12 protein-coding genes are annotated in these 20,602 nt (G+C 67.8%); 6 read left to right on the top strand and 6 right to left on the bottom strand.

Annotated elements, in window-relative coordinates; genetic code table 11:
• Positions 1 to 113 precede the first annotated feature (113 nt).
• Positions 114 to 2,843: a TonB-dependent receptor gene (locus KTC28_RS11825; protein ID WP_216707378.1), complete on the top strand. Its 2,730-nt coding sequence runs from the start codon at positions 114 to 116 to the stop codon at positions 2,841 to 2,843.
• Here KTC28_RS11825 and KTC28_RS11820 read toward each other — a convergent pair.
• The 4 genes from KTC28_RS11820 to KTC28_RS11805 are packed head-to-tail and all read right to left on the bottom strand — an operon-like array spanning position 2,840 to position 7,986.
• On the bottom strand, positions 2,840 to 4,363 hold the full coding sequence (locus KTC28_RS11820; protein WP_216707377.1) for a sulfotransferase family protein: 1,524 nt from the start codon (positions 4,361 to 4,363) through the stop codon (positions 2,840 to 2,842). The genes KTC28_RS11825 and KTC28_RS11820 overlap by 4 nt on opposite strands.
• 53 nt (positions 4,364 to 4,416) lie before the next feature.
• The gene (locus KTC28_RS11815; RefSeq protein WP_216707376.1) at positions 4,417 to 5,802 is read right to left on the bottom strand and encodes a mannitol dehydrogenase family protein; all 1,386 of its coding nucleotides are present in this window, start codon (positions 5,800 to 5,802) and stop codon (positions 4,417 to 4,419) included.
• Entirely contained in the window at positions 5,799 to 7,199 is a 1,401-nt protein-coding gene (gene uxaC / locus KTC28_RS11810; RefSeq protein WP_216707375.1) for a glucuronate isomerase, read from the bottom strand. Before uxaC ends, KTC28_RS11815 begins: the two co-directional genes overlap by 4 nt.
• Position 7,200: 1 nt before the next feature.
• Positions 7,201 to 7,986: a FadR/GntR family transcriptional regulator gene (locus KTC28_RS11805; protein WP_216707374.1), complete on the bottom strand. Its 786-nt coding sequence runs from the start codon at positions 7,984 to 7,986 to the stop codon at positions 7,201 to 7,203.
• A 100-nt stretch (positions 7,987 to 8,086) separates the two neighbouring features.
• On the opposite strand from KTC28_RS11805, the gene manD reads away from it, so the two are divergent.
• Both manD and KTC28_RS11795 read left to right on the top strand, forming a co-directional pair.
• Positions 8,087 to 9,295, top strand: a complete 1,209-nt coding sequence (gene manD / locus KTC28_RS11800; RefSeq protein WP_216707373.1) for a D-mannonate dehydratase ManD — start codon at positions 8,087 to 8,089, stop codon at positions 9,293 to 9,295.
• On the top strand, positions 9,296 to 10,255 hold the full coding sequence (locus tag KTC28_RS11795) for a sugar kinase (RefSeq protein WP_255601967.1): 960 nt from the start codon (positions 9,296 to 9,298) through the stop codon (positions 10,253 to 10,255).
• 4 nt (positions 10,256 to 10,259) lie between these two features.
• On the opposite strand, the gene KTC28_RS11790 is transcribed toward KTC28_RS11795, so the two are convergent.
• Entirely contained in the window at positions 10,260 to 12,914 is a 2,655-nt protein-coding gene (locus tag KTC28_RS11790) for a glycoside hydrolase family 2 TIM barrel-domain containing protein (protein WP_216707372.1), read from the bottom strand.
• Positions 12,915 to 13,022: 108 nt separating this feature from the next.
• On the opposite strand from KTC28_RS11790, the gene KTC28_RS11785 reads away from it, so the two are divergent.
• The 3 genes from KTC28_RS11785 to KTC28_RS11775 are packed head-to-tail and all read left to right on the top strand — an operon-like array spanning position 13,023 to position 17,982.
• Positions 13,023 to 14,282, top strand: coding sequence for an MFS transporter (locus tag KTC28_RS11785; RefSeq protein WP_216708111.1), 1,260 nt, complete (start codon positions 13,023 to 13,025; stop codon positions 14,280 to 14,282).
• On the top strand, positions 14,279 to 16,690 hold the full coding sequence (locus tag KTC28_RS11780; RefSeq protein ID WP_216707371.1) for a glycoside hydrolase family 31 protein: 2,412 nt from the start codon (positions 14,279 to 14,281) through the stop codon (positions 16,688 to 16,690). Before KTC28_RS11785 ends, KTC28_RS11780 begins: the two co-directional genes overlap by 4 nt.
• Positions 16,687 to 17,982, top strand: coding sequence for an MFS transporter (locus KTC28_RS11775; protein WP_216707370.1), 1,296 nt, complete (start codon positions 16,687 to 16,689; stop codon positions 17,980 to 17,982). Before KTC28_RS11780 ends, KTC28_RS11775 begins: the two co-directional genes overlap by 4 nt.
• 123 nt (positions 17,983 to 18,105) lie before the next feature.
• On the opposite strand, the gene KTC28_RS11770 is transcribed toward KTC28_RS11775, so the two are convergent.
• Positions 18,106 to 19,995 (bottom strand): TIR domain-containing protein, encoded by a 1,890-nt coding sequence (locus KTC28_RS11770; RefSeq protein ID WP_216707369.1) that lies wholly within the window; start codon positions 19,993 to 19,995, stop codon positions 18,106 to 18,108.
• Positions 19,996 to 20,602 lie beyond the last annotated feature (607 nt).

Genomic DNA, 20,602 nt, shown 5'->3' with positions numbered 1-20,602 from the left:
AACTCCAGATCGACACTCGGCGAATGGGCAAGGTCCCGGGCATTGACCCGATCAAAGGACCGGTAATGGTTCTACGAATGTATTGAGCGGGCAGACTTTCAAGGGGACACATCATGAGATTGCACCGGCATATTCTGGTCGGCTCGGCGAGCAGCCTGGCGATCATCCTCGGCACCGCGCCGGCGCTTGCCGCCGACGCGCCGATGCCCGACGAGATCGTCGTCACCGGCGTCCGCGCCAGTCTTGAGCGCGCGATCGACCTCAAGCGGACGAGCGACAATCATGTCGAAGCAATCTCAGCCGAAGACATCGGCAAGCTGCCCGACAAGAACGTCGCCGATGCGCTCCAGCGTCTTCCGGGCCTGAACACATCGTCGGCATCAAGCGGCGAAGGCGGCTTCGACGAGAACAACCGTGTCTCGATCCGCGGTACCTCCCCCAGCCTGACGCAGGTCACGATCGACGGTCACTCGGTTGCGACCGGCGACTGGTTCGTCCTCGACCAGTTCTCGACCGTCGGCCGTTCGACCAGCTTCGACCTGCTCCCGTCGGAGATCGTCTCGGCGGTCATCGTCAGCAAGACCCAGGACGCGTCGCTGCTCGAAGGCGGCGTTGCCGGGTCGATCGACCTGCGCCTGCGCAGCGGGCTCGACCTCAAGAGCACGTGGACCGTCGAGGCATCGGCGCAGGGGGCGTACAATACCCAGAGCCACGAGACCAAGCCGCAGGTCAACGCGCTGATCGGCTGGCACAACGACGACAACACCCTCGGCGTGATCGTCCAAGGCTTCTACGAGGAGCGCAGCCTGCGCCGCTATGGGCAGGAGACGCTCGGTTATGGCGCGATCACCGCAAGCAACGCGACCGGCGCGGCGATCCCGTCGCTCGTCGGCGTCCAGGCCCCGACGCTGATCGGATCGACGCTCTTCACCCAGCAGCGGCGGCGAGAAGGCGGCGTGGCGACGGTCGACTGGAAGGCGACCGACAAGCTCGAATTTAAGGCGAGCGGATTTTACTCGTACCTCAACGCGAGCAACGTCAACGACAACTACCTCTACTGGGGATCGCGCGAACTCGATCGCAATGTCCCCACCAGCTACACCGTTAAGAACAACACGCTCGTCGCCGCGAGCTTCCCGCTTGTCGCGACCTCGGGTCCGTTCACGGGCCAGCCGATCGAGGGCATCGTCGCCGACAACATCGTCCGGCCCGACGCCAATGCCGCGAGCTGGTTCGCCAATCTCGACGCGACGTACAAGGCGTCCGACCGCCTGACGATCAAGGGCCAGGTCGGCTACACCCGCGGCACCGGCCGCACCCCGTCGTCGCCGTTCTTCGAGGTCGATGCCCCGACCGGCGTATCGTACGGACCATCGGGCAACGGTTTTGCCGTCACCACGGCGAACATCAACCCGGGCAGCCCCGTCGGCGTGTCGAACGACTTCGCAATCAACGAGACGTTCACCTCGACCGACCAGGAAGCCTACGGCAAGCTCGACGCCAATTACGACATCAGCAGCGGCGCATTCCGCTCGATCGATGCCGGGGTTCGCATCGCCGAGCACAAGCGCCAGACCGTCGGCTGGGATCGTGGCTGCACGCTGGGTGCCGACGGCCAATGCTATAGCGCCGGGCTGTTCAACTTCGCCGGGGTCAACCCGACGCTCTACCCGGGCGGGTTCAACGCCAACGCGCTCGGCATCCCCGGGCTGCTTATCCCGCTCGCGGGTGACCCGGCAACGATCACCAAGGTCATCAACAACATCGGCGGCGGCGTTCGCGGCCCGATCTCGGCAATCGTCCAGCCGCAGAATGAATACTGGCCCGGCGAATTCAAGGTCAAGGAAACCGACGTCGAGGGCTATATCCTGGCCCACATCGGCGGCGAGGGCTGGCGTGGCAACGTCGGCCTCCGCGTCGCCAGCACCAGCGAACGCGCCTTCGTCAACGTCCCCGTGTCGTGCGCCCCGGCGACGACGACGGTGCCGACGACGTGCGCAGCCAACGTCATCACGACGTCGGCGTACGGCCCGTTCTACATCAACGAGGTCAAGCACAACTACGTCGACTTCCTGCCTAGCATCAACCTGACCTTCGACATCTCGCAGAAAGTCCTGCTCCGCCTCGCCGCCGCCGAGACGATGTCGCGTCCCGACTTCAGCGCGCTCGGCGGAACGGTGTCGCTGACCGATACCAACTTCACCGGCAGCGGCGGCAACCCAAACCTTCGCCCAATCAAGGCAACGGTGTTCGACGGCTCGCTCGAATATTATTACGCCCCTGCGGCGCTCGCGGCGATCAGCGTCTTCCACGACGACCTGCAGTCGTACGTCACCTTCGGCACGAGTGTCGGCAATTACTTCACCCAGCTCGACAACAAGTTCCACGACTATACGATCTCGTCACCGACCAACACCAGCGGCCAGCTTTCGGGCGTCGAGCTGCAGCTCCAGCAGCCGATCGCGTACGGCTTCGGCTTCCAGGCGAACGGGACCTACGTCAACGGCCACGAGAGCTCGGGCGCGCCGCTCGTCGGCACGTCGAAGTTCACCTACAACGTCGTCGGCTACTACGATAAGGGCCCGCTCAACGTCCGGCTCGCCTACACCTACCGGTCGCATTACTTCGTCGGGCTCGATCGCAGCTCGGCCGAGAACCAGAGCAATTACGGCACGCTCGACGGCTCGGCCAATCTCGCGATCACCAAGAACCTGACGCTGACGGTCGATGCGCTCAACATCACCAACGCCAAGCTCAAGTACTACGCCCAGACCACCGACCAGCCGCGCGCGGTCTACGCCAACGGCACGCAGGTCTTCTTCGGCGTCCGCGCGAAGTTCTAATAGCCGAACGTTTCGACCCAGCGGTCGAGGCGCGGCAGCACCGGGGCGAGGTCGGCGGCATAGGTCCGCCACCGCCCGACCCCGCGCCGGTTGATCCCGGCGCGGACCTGCCGCGCGCTCGGCGTGCGGACCTCGCGGCGGGCGGCGGTCGCGACGAAATCCACCATCGCGGCATGGGCTGCGAGCCCGATAAACGCCGCCACCCGCGCGACCTCGGCGGCGAGATCATCGACGAGCGCTTCGTGCCGAACCTCGAACAGCGGCAGCGACGAGCGTGACCGGTACGCGGCCGCCATCGACATGACCGCGTCGTAGCACTCGGCGGTCGCGTCGAGCGACGTGAAAGCATAGGTCATCGCGTTCATCTGGAAGGCGTTGCGGAAGCAGCTCAGGACGACGTCGCGCGGATCGCGCAACGCGAACAGGATCCTCGCCTCCGGAAATAGCCGCGCGATCAGCGGCAAGGTCAGTGTCCCAGCCGGTGCCTTGTCGACGAAGCTCTTGCCGCGGACATCGACGGCCTCGGCCACGGTCGCCCAGTACCGCGCGCGCCAGCGGTCGGCCTCGACGCCGCTCAGCGCTGCCAGCCGCGAGCAGCCTGCGTCGTCAGCAAGGAATTCGGCGTAATGATCGGCCAGCGTTGGCGCTTCCTCGAGCGCGACGACATCGGGATGCCCCGCCAGTATCTGTTCGAGCAGCGTCGTTCCCGAGCGCGGGAAGCCGATGAGGAAGACGTGCGCGGCGGCCTCTCCCGGGATTGCAGCCGCACGTGGCGCGCCGGTCCACGCCGCCGCGGGAGCCGCCCCCCACCATGCCCCGAGCCGCGCCGACTTGGCCGCCTCGCTCTCGCGACTCGCGGCGAGTTCGGCGTAGAGGCGGCGAGCAAGCGCCTTGCCCTCCGCCGCCGCCGCGAACGCCGCCGCAGGATCGTCGAGACCGTCGAGGATTTCGCCGAGCAGAAGGAGCGCCTCGGACCGCTGGGCGTCGTTGAGGCCGGGAGTTGCCACGAGCGCGGCCGCATCGTTGTGCGCCGCCGCGAGATCACCCGCCGCGAGCGCGAGCCGCGCCGCCGTCCATCGCACATCGAGGCGTGTGCGATCGGGGCCGGTGATCGTCGCCAGCACGGCGGCGGCTTCGGCGCTCTGGCCCGCGTCGACGTACAGTCCGATGCGGCCGAGCGCGGCGGCGGTGCAGCCGGGGTCGAGGCGGAGCGCTTTGTCGTACAGCGCCGACGCCGCGTCTGGCTGGGCGAGGCTGCGGTGGACGGCAGCCTTGGCGCACAGCAATGCCGCGGATCCCGGCGCGCGAGCGATTGCCGCGTCGAAGTTCGCCAGCGCCGCATCCGGCTGCCGCGCCGCGACCTCGCATTGCGCCAGCCCCGCATAGGCTTCGTACCGTGCAGGCTGTGCCGCGATGGCCCGGCCGAAACCGGCAATCGCAGCGGCGAACTGCCCTCGCTGCCCGGCCTGCGAAGCGGCGATAAGCAGCGCCATGTACGCCTGATCGGTCGCGTCGCTCATCCGCCCCCTCGAAACACGACGCTTCTGGCGCGAAACCGTGCCGTAGCAAAGCCTCAGCCGTCCGCTAGGCTCCCGGCGATCGCCGCGCGCTCGGCATCCGACGCGACCCAGCGCGCGGCGAAGCGGCCATGCTCGCCGAACAGCGCGCCGACCACTCCCGCGCGTCCGGCGCTCTGCCAGCACGCGGCGAGCGCGGCGGCATCGGGATCGTCGACGATGTGACCCTCGCCGCGGATATAAACGACCCACGCCGACAGCGCGCGCAGGATCGACGGACAGTCGCCTCCCTCGGCACGCCGCGCCGCGAGCGTGTCGAGCCACCGCTGCGGAATCTTCTGCGACCCGTCCATCGCGATCTGCGCGAGCCGGTGGTTGAGCGCGGGATTGGCGAAGCGCGCCATAAGCGCCGTCGCATAGCGGTCGAGGTCCTGCCCCGGCGCGGGGGTAAAACTCGCCGCCGCCTCGTCGCGCATCAGCCGCTCGACGAGCGTCGCGATCGCGGGATCGGCGATCGCTTCGTGGACGAAGGCATAACCGTGCGCGAGGCCGAGATAGGCGAGCGCCGAGTGCGCGCCGTTGAGCATCCGCAGTTTGGCGATCTCGTACGGCGCAACGTCGGCGACGAACTCAGCTCCGCCCGCCTCCCAGCGCGGACGGTCGCCGGCAAAGCGGTCCTCGATGATCCATTGGCGGAACGGTTCGGCGATGACGGCGGCTTCGTCGCGGACGCCGAGGCGCGCGGCGATCGCGGTGCGGTCGGCCTCGGTCGGTGCGGGGACGATCCGGTCGACCATCGTCGACGGGCAGGTGCAATTCACCGCGACCCACTCGGCGAGCGCCGGGTCGCGCGCGGTCAACACGGTCTGCAGCAGGCGTTCGAGCTGCCGCCCATTGCCCGCGAGATTGTCGCACGAGATCAGGGTCAGCCCCCCTGCCCCGGCGTCGCGGCGGCGCGCGAGCCCGGCGGCGAGATACCCGAAGATGCTACTCGGTGTTCCCCCCGCGAGGTCGGGCAGAGCCGGATCGAGGCTGCCATCGGACGCGCGCCAATAGCCCTTCTCGGTCACCGTCAGGCTGACGATGCGGGTCGCGGGCGCGGCGATTGCGGCAACCACCGCGCCGGGGTCCTCGGCGGCAACGAGGACACGGCGGACCGCGCCGATCAGGCGGGTCGTGTCGCCGCCGCCGTCGCGCTCGGTGACTGTATAGAGTCCGTCCTGCGGTGCGAGCGCGTCGCGCATCTCGGGCGACCGCAGCGAGACGCCGGTGATCGCCCAGTCGCGGTCGCCCGCGTCCATTGCGTCGTCGGTGTAGACCGCCTGGTGCGCGCGGTGGAACGCGCCGATGCCGAGATGGACGATGCCGCTTTCCTGCGCATCGCGGTCATAGGCCGGGCGCTGGACGTCGGCGGGGAGCACGACTCCCCGGCCCAGCCTCATAATTTATACGCTCGCTTGGCGAGGGTGTAGCTGAGGTCGACCGCGAGTTCGGCTGCCTCCCAATCCTCGAGCCGGTGCTCGGCGACGAGGCCCGCGAGGAAGCCGCAATCGATCCGCCGGGCGACGTCGTGGCGCGCCGGGATCGACATGAAGGCGCGGGTGTCGTCGTTGAAGCCGACGGTGTTGTAGAAGCCCGCGGTCTCGGTGACCTGCTGGCGGAAGCGGCGCATCCCCTCGGGGCTGTCGTGGAACCACCACGCCGGACCGAGCCGCAATGCGGGATAATGCCCGGCAAGCGGGGCAAGTTCGCGCGAATACGACGTCTCGTCGAGGGTGAACAGGATCAGCGTCAACCGCGGGTCGTTGCCGTAGCGCGCCAACAGCGGGCGCAGGCCGTGGACATAATCGGTCGCCATCGGGATATCGGCGCCCTTGTCACGGCCGAACCGCGCGAACAGCGACGGGTTGTGGTTGCGGAACGACCCCGGGTGGAGCTGCATGACGAGGCCGTCGTCGATGCTCATCCCCGCCATCACCGTCAGCATGTGCGCGCGGAACAGCTCGGCGTCGGCGCGGCTGACTGTGTCGGCGGTGACACGGGCGAACAGTGCCGTGGCGTCGGCGGGTGATAGGTCGGCGGTCGCGGTGGTTGGATGACCGTGATCGGTCGACGTCGCTCCCATCGACGCGAAAAACGCTCGCCGCTGGCGGTGCGCAGCGATATAGCCGTCGTAGCCGAACGCATCCTCGCGGGTCAGGTCGGACAGGCGCGCGAGGTTGGCGCGGAAGCCCTCGAACTCGGGGTCGACGACGGCATCGGGGCGGTAGGCAGTGACGACCCGTCCGCTCCAGCCGCTCTCCTGGATCACGCGGTGGTGGTCGAGGCTGTCGAGCGGCGATTCGGTCGTGGCGATGACCTCGATGCCGAAGCGGTCGAACAAGGCGCGTGGGCGGAAGGCGGGGGTCGCGAGCGCCGTGCCGATCGTGTCGTAATAATGATCGGCGGTCGCCGCCTCGAACTGGACGTCGAGGCCGAACGCCTCGGCAAAGACCCAGTCGAGCCACAGCCGCGTCGGCGTGCCGCGGAACAGGTGATAGTTCGCCGCGAAGATCGCCCATGCCGCGCGCGGATCGACCGACCCGCCGCCGATACCAAGCGATTCGAGCGCGATGCCCTGGCTGTAAAGCATGCGGAAAACATAGTGATCGGGCTTGAGCAGCAGCTCGGTGGCGTTCTCGAACGCCGCATCGGTGGCGAACCACGCCGGGTCGGTGTGGCCGTGCGGGCTGATGATCGGCAGATGCGCGACCTGATCGTACAGCGCGAGCGCAATGCCGCGCGTCGCCGGGTCGGCGGGCAGCAGGCGATCGGGGTGGAGAATAAGCGGACGCGTCATTTCAGGATTCCGTCACGGCATAGCGTGCGCGTTTCGTTTCCGCCGCCTGGCGCGCTTCGGCGATCGCGCGCTCCTCGGTGGCGAACAACAGGCTGTCGAGCACCGCGCTGAGATGCGCGCGCATCGCCGCCCGCGCCGCCGCGGGATCGTGTGCACGCAGGGCATCGAGCACGGCGGTGTGTTCGTCGACGACCGGCTTGACGTTGGCGGTCCGCGCCTTGGCGTGGAGCAATGCGCTTTCGGGCGAAGTCGAGCGCAGCCGCCACAGCTCCTCGACGGTGTTGAGGACTGCGGTGTTGCGTGTCGCCCGGGCGATTGCGATGTGAAAGGCACGGTCGGCCTGTTCGGTGCCGCCGGCGCGGCGATTCTCGTCGGCGATCTCGTCGACCAGCGCCTCGAGTTCAGCGATTTCGGCGTCGGTGATCTGCGTTGCGGCGAGCGCCGCCGATTCGCCCTCGAACAGCAGCCGGGCCTCGGTGAGTTCGAACGCGGTGATGTTAAAGCCGGGAATGTCGCCCGCCCCGGGGAGCCGCCGGACATACGCGCCCGAGCCGACGCGGACTTCGACGAGGCCCTGGACCTCGAGTGCGATGATCGCCTCGCGCACCGTCGGGCGGCTGACGGCATAATCGGCGGCGAGCTCGCGCTCGGCAGGGAGCCGGTCGCCGACCTTGTAGGCACCCGATGCCAGCGACGCGAGCAGCTTGCGCGCCAGCTCGCGGTAGAGCCGGTCCGGCTCGGATGCGGCGGCTTGCCGCCCGCGCTTGTCGAGGGTCACGAGAGCCATTAAACAGGCCTTACCAATTTGTCCGAACTTGACAGGCCACACTCGGCACGTCAAGTTCCTGAACAATTACTTGAATGGTCGGCCGGGGGCAATCGAGCGCATGAAGATCACCGACGCCAGGGTCATCGTTACATGCCCGGGGCGCAACTTCGTCACACTCAAGATCGAGACCGATCAGGGCGTCTACGGCATCGGCGACGCCACGCTCAACGGGCGCGAACTCGCCGTGGTGTCGTACCTCCGCGACCATCTCGCGCCATGCCTGATCGGGCGTGATCCGCGGCGGATCGAGGACATCTGGCAGTATGGCTATCGCGGTGCCTATTGGCGGCGCGGCCCGGTGACGATGGCGGCGATCGCGGCGGTCGATACCGCGTTGTGGGACATCAAGGCGAAGATGGCGGGGATGCCGCTGTACGACCTGCTCGGCGGCAAAAGCCGTGATGGGGTCATGGTCTACGGCCACGCCAACGGCGCCGATCTCGAACAGACCGTCGACGAGGTCGGGCGCTACATCGGGATGGGCTACAAGGCGATCCGCGCGCAGTCGGGCGTGCCGGGATTGAAAGATGCGTACGGCGTCGGGCGCGGCACGATGTACTACGAACCCGCCGACGCCGCGTTGCCGACCGAGACGGTCTGGGACACGCGCAAGTCGTTGAACTTCGTCCCCAAGCTGTTCGATAAATTGCGCGCGACGTACGGCTTCGACCATCACCTGCTCCACGATGGCCACCACCGCTACACGCCGATGGAGGCGGCCAATCTCGGCAAGGCGCTCGAGCCGTACCAGCTGTTCTGGCTCGAGGACTGCACCCCCGCCGAGAACCAGGAGGCGTTCAAGCTCGTCCGCCAGCACACGACGACGCCGCTCGCGGTCGGCGAGATCTTCAACACCATCTGGGACTGCAAGGACCTCATCCAGAACCAGCTGATCGACTATATCCGCTGTACCGTCGTCCGCGCCGGCGGCATCACCCACCTGCGCCGCATCGCCGACTTCGCGGCGTTATACCAGGTCCGTACCGGCAGCCACGGAGCGACCGACCTGTCGCCGGTGACGATGGGCGCGGCGCTCCATTTCGACACATGGGTGCCGAACTTCGGCATCCAGGAGTACATGCGCCACACGCCCGAGACCGACGAGGTCTTCCCGCACGCCTATTCGTTCGCCGACGGATATCTCCACCCCGGCGACGCAATTGGACACGGCGTTGACATTGATGAAACCATAGCAGCACGCTATCCGTATAAGCCCGCATATCTCCCCGTCGCTCGTCTCGAAGACGGAACACTTTGGAACTGGTAGATGCGAATCTGCGTCGCTGGCGAAGGCATGATCGAAGTCGCGCGGGGCGCGAGCGGCACGGCGCAGATCGGCTATGGCGGCGACACGCTCAACACCGCGATCCATCTTGCGCGCTGCGGACGTGACGTCGCTTACGTCACTGCGCTCGGCAGCGACCGTGAAAGCCTCGATCTGCGGCGCGAGTGGAAAAGCGAAGGCCTCGACACCACGCTGATCGCGACCGACCCGGTTCGCGGTCCGGGCCTCTACATGATCCGTACCGACAGCGGCGAGCGCAGCTTCACCTATTGGCGCGAACATAGCGCGGCGCGACAGATGTTCGACCTGCCCGCAAGTGCGGCAATGCTGGCCGCCGCCGAGCGGGCCGACTGGTTCGTCTACTCGCTGATCACGCTGGCGATTTTGCCCAAGCTCGCGCGCGGCCGCCTGTTCGATGTCTGCCGCCGGGTCCGGGCCAACGGCGGCCGCGTGGTGTTCGACGGCAACTACCGTCCGCGCCTGTGGCCCGATGTCGCGACCGCGGTGGCGGCGCGCGATGCTGCGCTCGAATGCTGCGATATCGGCCTGCCGACGCTCGACGACGAGCGCGCGCTCGGCGCGCGCGATGCGGCAGACGTCGCGCGTCACTGGATCGCCCGCGGTTGCCGCGAGGTCGTCGTCAAACTTGGTAGCGAAGGCTGCCGCCTCGGTGACGGCAGGATCGTCGCCCCGCCGGTGGTGCTCTCGCCGATCGATACCAGCGGCGCGGGCGACGCCTTCAACGCTGCGTATATCGACGCGCGCATCGACGGCGCTGACCCAACGACCGCAGCGCTGGCCGGGCACCGCCTCGCGGGCTGGATCGTCCTGCAATCGGGCGCAATCCCGGCACGAACGTCGATAGCGCCTTATCCCGAGAGCCGGATCGGACTGGCTCCGCAATTGGCGTCATTTCGGCAGCCAGCCGGGATGACCAGCTAATCAGCTACCGCGGCATCACGTCGATCGCCGCGACGACCGCCGGGCCGCCGACGCCGGCAAAATCGAGCGTGAGGTGGCCGTCGCGGACCGTCACCGGGATCGACAGCGCCGCCGCCTTGAGCACGCCCCCCGCCGCCTTCGACGGATTGTAGCCAGTGACGCCCTTGCCGCCGCTCGTCGTGACGGTGAAGCTGCGCGAACCGGCCAACGCCTCGTCGGGTTCGAAGGTTGCCACCGTCACCGTCCAGCGCCCGTTCCGGATCGGCAGGTCGTAGCCGAACGATCCTTCGCGGTAATAGTCGTACGCTGTCAGGTCGCCCGCGCCGGTGACCACTTTCTTCACCTGCTTGCGGGTGTCCCCGAAGCCGGCACGGACGTTCAACTGCTTCGCGGTGCCGCCCGTGAAGAAGGTGTCCGATCCATGACGGACGCCGTCGGGCCCGAGCCGGGCGGCGAGGTCGCCCGCGTCGAGGTGAAAGCCCTTGGCGAGATCGGGTCCGTTCCATGTCACGCTGTCGGTCCGCGTCGCCCCGCCGATCTCGGCGGAGACCATGACGGCGTTTGCGCCCGGCTTGAGCGCGACGTTCGGCCAGACGCAGATCCGATCCGGGCACGGCTGCGATCCGATCGCGACGCCGTTGACCGTCAACGCGACCTTGTCGGCGTTACTGTAGACGCGGACGTTCGTCACCGGATAGGCGCGATCGACGTAGCGGCTGCTGGTGATGTGGAGCGTTGGCTCGGACGACCAGTTGGCCCGATAGAAGTAGAACGCGTCCTTCTTGGTCTTGCGGTCATAGGTGACCAGCCCCTTGTCGTTGAGGTCGATCGCGTCGCCTTCCTGTCGCAGGTCCGACGAGAAATCGAACAGGTTCCACACCCAGTCGGCGAACAGATATTTGCGGTCCTTGAGCGCTTTCCACGATTCCTCGTGGTACCAGCTCTCGAACTCCTCGGGGTGCGGGCGCCCGAAGGTGCTGACCGGGCCGCCGAGCGGATTGTCGCTGTGCTGCGACAGCGCCCCGCCCGCGCCATACTCGCTGACCGACATCGGCACCGTCGGGTGCTTCGCGTGGAAATGGTCGAGCTTCGGACCGAATTCGGCGGGCTTGCCGTAATACCAGCCGTAATAGCGGTTGTAGCCCATAAGGTCGGTCGCCCCGGCGAGCATCTGCTGGCCCGGAGGCGAGCGGTCGCCGCTTTCCTCGCAGCAATCGGCAAAGGTCGTCGGCCGCGACGGATCCTCCGCCTTCGCCAGCGCCGCAAGCTCCTTCAACAACCCGAGCGACTGCGGCGCCTTGCTGCTGCGCCCGAAGTTCGCGCCGATATCGACTTCGTTGCCGACCGACCACATCATGATCGACGGGTGATTATAGTTCTGCCGGATTAGCTCGGTGAGCTGCTCGCGCGCGTTCGCGGTTAGCGCCGCCGACGCCGCCTCGCCGTCGCCGAACGACACGCCGTTGACGAAGGGGATTTCGGCCCATGCGACCATGCCGGTCTTGTCCGCCGCATCGTCCCATTCCTGCGCGTGCTGGTAATGCGCCATGCGGACGGTGTTCGCCCCCATGTCGGCCATGATCGCCATGTCCTGGGCATGGTCGGCCGGCGTCAGCGCCCAGCCCTTGACCGGGCGATCCTGGTGCCGCGCCGCGCCGACGAGCTGCAGATATTTGCCGTTGAGCGAGAAGCCGTCGTTGACGTCGACGTGGAAGGTGCGGATGCCGAGCGGCTGGACGACCTTGTCGATCACCGCCGTGCCGTCGCGCAGTTCGACCCCGACTGTGTACATGTACGGGTCGGCGCGGCCGTTCCACAGGTGCGGCTTGGACACGTTCAATGACTGGCGCGCCTCGCCGGTCGCGGCGAGCGTGACGGGCATCGTCGTCGTTGCGACCGTCGCGCCCAAGGCATCGGCGATCGTCGTGACGACGCTCAGCTTCTGCGCGCGGCCGGCGTTGCGGAGGCGGGTGACAACCTCGACCTCGGCGCGGTCGGGGGTAACCGACGTCGCCTTGGCATAGACGCCCGGCCCGCCGTGATCGAGCAGGTCGATGCTCGCAGGACCGGCGCTGATCAGCGCGACCTTGCGGTACAGGCCGCCGAAGATGAAGAAGTCACCGCCCAACGGGATGACGTTCTCGGTCGAGCTGCCCGGTGCGGGCTTCGAATTGTCGGCCTTGACGACAATCAGGTTCGCCGCACCGGGCTTGAGCAGCGACGTGACATCGAAGCGGAAGCGCGAGAACGCGCCCTTGTGCTCGCCCGCGCGGGTGCCGTTGACCCAGACCTCGGCGATATTGCCGACGCCGTCGAACTGGAGATATTGCCGCCGCCCGGGAGCAGCTGCGGGGGCGGTAAAGCCGAGCCGGTACCAGCCGATACCCTGCGAATTGTTCGTTTCGGGCGAGCGGACGGTGGCGTACTCACCGAGCCGGTTCCACGTGTGCGGCAAATCGACCGACTGCCATTTGCTGTCGTCGAAGCCGGGAGCAGTGATCCCGGTCGCATCGCCGCCAAAGCGGAAGCGCCAGCCGTGCGCAAGGTCGACCGCCGCGCGGCCCTCGGTCGATACGGCGGTCGCCGCCATGGAAGGCGTTGACAACGGGGCCGTTCCGGCCAGCAATGCAGCCACGACAAGCTGCCGGTAAATCGTCATCGAACGTGCCTTCCCCAAGACTGGTCAGGCCAATATAGACAGGCGATCGAGACTGGTCTACCGCTTCGTTCAGCCTGGGGAGGCGTGATTGATCGCAACGCCGACACCATGACCGTTCGTCGCATCGCGCATCTGCGCTGGTGGATCGTCGCGCTGATCTGCCTCGGCACGATCATCAATTATCTCGCGCGCAACTCGCTCGGCGTCCTCGCGCCGCAGCTCAAGGCCGATTTCGGCTTCACCACGCAGCAATACAGCTACGTCGTCGGCGCGTTCCAGCTCGCCTACACCGTCATGCAGCCGGTGTGCGGCTACATCATCGACCTCGTCGGGCTGCGCCTCGGCTTCGCGCTGTTCGCGGTGGTGTGGTCGGTGTCGAACATGCTCCACGCCTTCGCCGGCGGCTGGCAGAGCCTCGCGGCATTCCGCGGGCTGCTGGGCTTGAGCGAAGCAGCGGCGATCCCGTCGGGGATTAAGGCGATTGCCGAGTGGTTCCCGGCACGGGAGCGATCGGTCGCGGTCGGCTGGTTCAACGCCGGGACGTCGCTCGGCGCGTTGCTCGCCCCGCCGGTCGTCATCGGCATAAGTTATTATTACAACTGGCAGGCGGCGTTCGTCGTTACCGGCGCGCTCGGCCTCGCTTGGGCAGGATTGTGGTACGCCTTCTACCGCTCGCCTGCCGATCATTTCGCCATCACCCCCGACGAACTGACGCTGATCGAGGCCGACCGCCCCCCGGTTGTCGCCCACGCCAAGGTCTCGCCCGCCGCGATCCTGTCGACCGCGCGCTTCTGGGCGATCGCCATCCCGCGCTTCCTCGCCGAACCGGCGTGGCAGACCTTCAGCTTCTGGATCCCGCTCTACCTTGCCACCGAGCGCCATATGGATCTTAAGTCGATCGCGCTGTTCGCGTGGCTGCCGTTCCTCGCCGCCGACATGGGCGGGGTCTTCGGCGGCTATCTCTCGCCGATCCTGATGCGCCGCGGGCTTAAGCTGATCCCGTCGCGGGTCGCCGGCGTCGCGATCGGCGCGGTGCTGATGATCGCGCCGGGGTGCATCGGGTGGGCCACCGGGCCGTATCTCGCGATCGCCTTGTTCTGCATCGGCGGCTTCGCGCACCAGATGATCTCGGTGATGATCAACACGCTGTCGGCCGACGTCTTCACCCCCGCCGAGGTCGCGACCGCGAACGGCTTTGTCGGCATGGCCGGATGGACCGGCGGGCTGATCTTCTCGCTGGCGATCGGCCAGCTCGCCGATACACTGGGCTATGGTCCGTTGTTCGCCTGCCTCGCCGTGTTCGACATTATCGGTGCCATCGTACTGGTGGTGATGATGAAGCGCCTGACCCTGCCGGTGGCCGCATGAGGCGCGCCACCCTCTCCGCCCCGCCGGTGTTCGTCGTCACCGATTTCGGTTCGGGACGGATTACGCTGAGCAGCGACACCACGGCGGTCGCGCACGTCTTCGTCCTCGAGGACGATATCGTCCGCCTGCTGATGCTCCCCGACGGCGCGGTCCACAGCGCGCCGAGCTGGGCGATCGCCCCCGGAGCCGACGACATCGCCGAACCGGGGCGCGACCGGATGGACGTGAGCGGCTTCACCCTGCCGCCGTTCAGCATCGAAGAGAGCGTGGACGCGATCACCATCGCCACCGCCCAGATCCGCCTGATGATCCAGCGCACCGGTCTGCTGTGCCGCTGGGAGCAGCGCGACGGCGACGGCTGGCGGACGATGGCGGCCGATCGGCCGACGCAGGCGTACGACTTTGGCTGGTGGGACGGCCGCGTCCACCATTATGCGGCGCGCCTCCCCGGCGAGCGCTATTACGGCCTCGGCGAGCGGTCGGGGGCGATGGACCGCGCCGGACGCCGCTTCCGCCTGACCAACATCGACCCGATGGGCTATGACGCGCGCACCTCCGACCCGCTGTACAAGTCGATCGCGTACCTCCTGACCGCGCAGGCCGACGGCGCGTGCCACGGCAGCTTCTACGACAATGTTGCGCGGTCCGAGATCGACCTCGGTGCCGAGCTCGACAATTACCACGGCCCGTACCGGCATTTTGCGGCGGCGGGGGGCGACCTCGACCTGTACATGATCGCCGGGCCCGACCCGCTCGCGGTGACGCGCCGCTTCACGTGGCTGACCGGGCGCCCGGCGCTGCCGCCGCGCTGGTCGCTCGGCTATTCGGGGTCGACGATGACCTACACCGACGCCCCCGACGCCGCGGCCCGCATGATGGACTTCGTCGACGGGCTCGACCGCCACGACATCGGCTGCACGTCGTTCCATTTCTCGTCGGGCTACACCTCGATCGGCGACAAGCGCTACGTCTTCCACTGGAACCGCTCCAAGTTCCCCGACCCCGCCGAGTTCGCCGCCGCTTATGCCGCCGCGGGCCTGCGCCTCGTCGCCAACATCAAGCCCGCCCTCCTCCGCGACCATCCGAAGTTCGCCGAGATCGCGGCCGCGGGGCTTCTCGTCGCCGATGGCGATGGCGCGCCGGTCGAGGCGCAGTTCTGGGACGAGGTCGGCAGCTACATCGACTTCACCAATCCCGCCGCCGCCGCGTGGTGGCGCGGGCAAGTCACGACCTCGCTCCTCGAAAACGGCATCGCCGCGACGTGGAACGACAATAACGAATACGAGCTGTGGGACGACCGCGCGCGCTTTGCCGGCTTCGGGACCCCCTACCCCGCCGCCGCCGCGCTGCCGCTCCAGCCCCTGCTGATGACTCGCGCGTCGCGCGCGGCGCAGATCGCCCACGCCCCCGCCGAGCGCCCCTACGTCGTCATCCGGTCGGGCATGGCCGGGCTCCACCGCTATGCCCAGACCTGGTCGGGCGACAACCGCACCGACTGGTCGAGCCTGCGCTACAACATCAAGATGGGACTCGGCCTCGCGCTGTCGGGGGTGTCGAACAGCGGCCACGACATCGGCGGTTTCGCCGGCCCCGCCCCCGATGCCGAGCTGCTGACGCGCTGGGTCCAGGCGGGCGTGCTGATGCCGCGCTTCAGCATCCACAGCTGGAACGACGATCGCAGCGTCAACGAGCCGTGGATGCATGCCCGGGCGATCCCCGCGACCGCGCGGCTGATGCGGCTGCGGCAGACATTGGTCCCGTTCTTCTACGACCTGCTCCACCGCTACCACGCCGACTACGAGCCGATCGTCCGCCCGGCATGGCTCGATCATCCCGGCGACGCGGGCGCATGGATCGACGGCGACGACCAGCTCCTCGGCCCCAATGTCCTCGCCGCGCTCGTCGTCGACCCAGGCGCATCGACCCGCCGCGTCCGCCCGCCGGGGAGCGATGCGTGGATCGACGTCTGGACCGGCGCGGTCCTGCCCGGCGGCGTCGAGACCGAAGTCGCCGCCCCGCTCGACGGTCCCCCGCCGCTGTTCGCCCGTGCGGGATCGGCGATGATCGTCGACCTTGCCGACGGCGGCTTCCGCCCTGGGCCGCGCGACCTCGGCGTCTGGCTGTTTCCCCCGGTCGGCGACGGCGACTTCACCTGGTCGGGCTTTGACGACGACGGGCTGAGCTATGCCTACCTGGATGGCGACCGCGACCGCTGGACGATTACCGGCTCCGCGAGCGACGACAGCGTGCATCTGTCGGTGACCCGCGATGGACCCACGCGCGCCGAGCCGCCGGGCTTGACGATCCTGCTCCCCCCCGGCGAAATGCGAACGCTCCACAGCGACGGTCACGTCACGCCCGCCGACCGCGATGGCCGCCGCGGCCTCCGCGTCGTCCCCCGCCAATGAACGAGGCAGCGCCCTTGAACCGCACCCAGCCGACCGAGCGATCCCCCGTCGCCGGGCACGTCCGCTGGACGATCGCGGCGCTGCTCTTCTTTGCGACGACAATCAATTATCTCGACCGGCAAGTGCTGGGCGTCCTCAAGCCGACGCTGACGACCGAACTCCATTGGTCCGAGACCGACTATGCCGACATCGTCTTCTGGTTCCAGGCGGCGTACGCGATCGGCCTGCTCGGCTTCGGCCGGATCATCGACCGGATCGGCACGCGGCGCGGCTATGCCGTCGCGATCGGCGTATGGAGCGTCGCCGCGATCCTCCACGCCGGGGTCCGCAGCGCCGTCGGCTTCGCCGTCGTCCGCTTCACCCTCGGGCTCGGCGAGGCGGGCAACTTCCCCGCCGGGATCAAGACGATCGCCGAATGGTTCCCCAAGCGCGAGCGCGCGCTCGCCGCCGGGCTGATGAACGCCGGGTCGAACGTCGGCGCGGTCATCACGCCGCTGCTCGTGCCGGTCCTCGTCCTCGCCTTCGGCTGGCGGTCGGCCTTCATCGTCACCGGTGCGATTGGCTTCATCTGGCTCGCGGCGTGGCTCATGATCTACCGCGTGCCCCGCGAGTATAAACGCCTCGGCGCCGCCGAACTCGCGCTTATCGAGAGCGATCCGCCCGAACCGACCGCCCCGGTCCGCTGGAGCGCGCTGTTCCGCCTGCGCGCGACATGGGCATTCATCGTCGCCAAGTTCCTGACCGACCCGATCTGGTACCTGTTCCTGTTCTGGCTACCCGACTTCTTCGCCAAGACGTACCACCTCGACCTCACGACCTTCGGGCCGCCGCTCGTGGTCATCTTCGTCCTCGCCGACGTCGGCAGCATCGGCGGCGGCTGGCTGTCGGCAACGCTGATCAAGCGCGGCTTCAGCGTCAACGACGGGCGCAAGATCGCGCTCTTGGTCTCGGCGGTCCTCGTCATCCCCGTCGCCTTCGCGAGCGGCGTCAGCAACTTGTGGCTCGCGGTCGCCATCCTCGGGCTCGCCGCGGCGGCGCACCAGGGCTGGTCGTCGAACCTGTACGCCCTCGTCACCGACACCGTCCCCAAATCGGCGGTCGCCTCGGTCATCGGCATCGGCAGCGCCGCGGGAGCGGTCGGCGGCATGATCATGGCGAAGTCGGTCGGCGCGATCCTCGAAAGCATCGGCAGCTATCAACCGATCTTCATCTGGGCAAGTTCGATATATCTCGTCGCGCTGCTGATCGTGCATCTGCTGCTGCCGCGGCTGCGGGTGATCGCGCCGGATTAAAGCGGGAGGTGGCACCCTTGAGCGTCTGCTATGGGTATAGCGGTCTAACAGGTTTTAGAGCGGGCCTGCGTAAGTAAAGATTACGTCTTTTGATCATCGACACGCAGGGCCGGCCTACCCCAATCACGGAAACCCGATTTTGGCGAGCCACGCGGCGAACCGCGGGTCGGCGTGCAGCGGGGCGAGCAGCAGGTCGGTTTTGAAGTCGACCAGGCCGGGATCGGCGAGCGTCCACGCACGGTTGATTGCAGCGAACGCCAGGTCGGACTCGCCGCGCTGGGCGCGGATTTCGGCGATCTGATACTGCGAATCGTCGCTGTAACGGCGGACCAACTCGGCGAGTGCCCGGTCAGACGCCACGGGGTCACCGAGCCGCGCCGCGGCGATGGCATCGAAGGTCAGGCGATACTGATCACCGTCGGGAAGCGTCGCGGCAACAGCGCGCGCTTCGGCATACCCGCCCTTGGCAATCAGGGCCAGCGCGAGCGACAATTTGGCAGCGGCATTGTCGGGCAATCGCGCGCTGGCTTGGCGCAGCGCTACGATCGCCTCGTCGACACGCCCAGCGCGGAGCAAGATACTCCCAAACCAGGCTTGTGCATTGGGCCGCAACGGATCGAGCGCGAGGGCACGGCCGAAGAGCGCGATCGCCTCGTCACCGCGACCTATCAAGGACTGGAAGTCGGCGAAGAGACGCAACACCCCCGCATCGCCCGGCGTGGCGCGGTAAGCGGAAGCATAGGCGGCGGCGGCACCACGCAGATCAAGGCGGTTTTCGAGGACGAAGCCAAGCATCGCGAGCGGCACGCCGAGGCCGGGAGCGAGCGCGATTGCGCGGCGCGCGTCCGCCTCGGCCTCGGCCAGTGTCACGCGCAGCGCGGCACCGCCGAGCGTAGTGCCGGCGATAATCGTCGTCGCTTGCGCATGTGCGGCCCGTGCGAGCGCGTAGTTGGGGTCGGCGGCGATCGCGGCATCAAACTCCTTTAGCGACGCCTCAGTCTGCTGCTTGGCTCCATGCGCCTGCCCGCGCAGAAAGGCATCGCGCGCTGCCGGGTTGGTGGTGCCGCCGAGCGTCAGCAGCAGCTTTTCTGCGCGGCCCAGCGCAATCTGCAGCGCGTTCGCCACACTCTCGGCGATGCCAGTCTCGATCGCCAGCGCGTCGCCGATGGCGCGGTCGTACATTTGCGACCACCTGCTGATCCCGGTGGTGCCATCGACCAGATCGGCCTTGACCCGGATCGTGTTCCCGCCACGACGGACGCTGCCCGTGAGAATATTGGCAACGCCGAGTTTGTGTGCCGCGGTCTGCGCGTCATCGCTTCGAACCAGTTCGGACGAGGTTCGCGCCGCGACCTTGAGCCGGACAATTGTCGTCAGTGCGCTGCGCAGTTCCTCGGCGATCCCGTCCGAGAAATACGCTTGCGCCGGATCACCCGACAGGTTGGCGAACGGCAGCACGGCGACGCTGTCCTGCGCCGCGCCCGCTCCGCGGTGGAGCGCCCACCAGCCACCGCCGCCCGCCGCCGCGACCGCCACCCCGCCGCCGATGACGAGCCGCCGGTCGACGCCGGATTTGGCCGCGGCCATCGGCACCGCCGCCGGCCGCGGGCGTGGCGTCCCCGCGATCACCGCCCGCGCCGCCGTCAGCAACGCGACATAGCGCGGGTCGGCGCGGTCGCCCCGCCACCCGATTAGTGGTAACGCCTGCGTCTCGCCAAAGCCGAGCGGCGGTCGCACATCGTCGAGCTTGACCGGAAGATAAGCCCCGCGTTCGAGCGCGCGCGTCGCCTCGTCGCGGACGAACGTCCCCTCTGGCCCAGTCGAACGCGTGCTCCACACCACCAGCACGCACCGCGCGGCGTTAAGCTCGGCCTCGATCGTGTCGCGCCACGCAGCGCCCCCGCCGAGATGCGCATCCCACCACAGGCCGACGCCATCGGCCTCGAGTGCCGCGACCAACGGTGCGACGCGCTCCCTGTCCTCCGATTTGTACGACACGAACAGATCAGCCAACACGCACCCCTGCGACTTCGTTACGGCTGCACCGTAGCGGGCCGTCACGGCGCGGCAAGTGACATTGGTGTGCACGCGGGGCTGGGCGAGCCCATAAGCCAAATCGACGACCGGTATCGTGAACCCCTGGCGGGGTGGTGGCTGTCGGAGTTGGGGGCGGAAGCGGCCATCGCTGCATGGCCTGGAACGGCGGCTCCTTAATCGCTGTCCTACAGGGGAAATAGCGGGATACGCTGACGGGTTCGAGTCGGGCTTTGTCAGCGCCGAGCCGTGTTCTTTCTCATTGTCAGCCGCGACCTTCTCCTCCCCTCCCCTTTAGGGGAGGAGCCGGGGGTGGGGCAGTCGCCACGAGCACTGAGCTTGTGTCGCCACGAGCACTGAGCTTGTGGCGACTGCCCCACCCCCGGGCCACGCCAAGGGGCGTGCCTCTCGCCCCTCCCCTGAAGGGGAGGGGAGGCAGCGCACTGCCTCGCTCGTGTGGACTTAGTGGACTTCCGAACCGCTGGCGGATCGACTTCCAACTTTGAAGCCTGGTGCCCCACACGAAATCGTCGTCATCCCCGCGGCGGCGGAGACCCATCAGCCCAGCCTTCAGTGGTGATGGGTC

It is taken from the genome of Polymorphobacter megasporae, from assembly GCF_018982885.2.
GTDB classification, from domain to species: domain Bacteria; phylum Pseudomonadota; class Alphaproteobacteria; order Sphingomonadales; family Sphingomonadaceae; genus Polymorphobacter_B; species Polymorphobacter_B megasporae.
The sequence above is the reverse complement of the archived record's forward strand: the minus strand, read 5'-3'. Positions and strand labels throughout refer to the sequence as shown.

Coding starts and splice junctions, on each gene's coding strand:
- KTC28_RS11815 (WP_216707376.1), bottom strand. CDS start 5,802: ATGAGGCTGGGCCGGGGAGTCGTGCTCCCCGCCGACGTCCAGCGCCCG.
- KTC28_RS11795 (WP_255601967.1), top strand. CDS start 9,296: ATGCGAATCTGCGTCGCTGGCGAAGGCATGATCGAAGTCGCGCGGGGC.
- KTC28_RS11805 (WP_216707374.1), bottom strand. CDS start 7,986: ATGGCTCTCGTGACCCTCGACAAGCGCGGGCGGCAAGCCGCCGCATCC.
- KTC28_RS11820 (WP_216707377.1), bottom strand. CDS start 4,363: ATGAGCGACGCGACCGATCAGGCGTACATGGCGCTGCTTATCGCCGCT.
- manD (WP_216707373.1), top strand. CDS start 8,087: ATGAAGATCACCGACGCCAGGGTCATCGTTACATGCCCGGGGCGCAAC.
- KTC28_RS11825 (WP_216707378.1), top strand. CDS start 114: ATGAGATTGCACCGGCATATTCTGGTCGGCTCGGCGAGCAGCCTGGCG.
- KTC28_RS11780 (WP_216707371.1), top strand. CDS start 14,279: ATGAGGCGCGCCACCCTCTCCGCCCCGCCGGTGTTCGTCGTCACCGAT.
- KTC28_RS11775 (WP_216707370.1), top strand. CDS start 16,687: ATGAACGAGGCAGCGCCCTTGAACCGCACCCAGCCGACCGAGCGATCC.
- KTC28_RS11790 (WP_216707372.1), bottom strand. CDS start 12,914: ATGACGATTTACCGGCAGCTTGTCGTGGCTGCATTGCTGGCCGGAACG.
- KTC28_RS11785 (WP_216708111.1), top strand. CDS start 13,023: ATGACCGTTCGTCGCATCGCGCATCTGCGCTGGTGGATCGTCGCGCTG.
- uxaC (WP_216707375.1), bottom strand. CDS start 7,199: ATGACGCGTCCGCTTATTCTCCACCCCGATCGCCTGCTGCCCGCCGAC.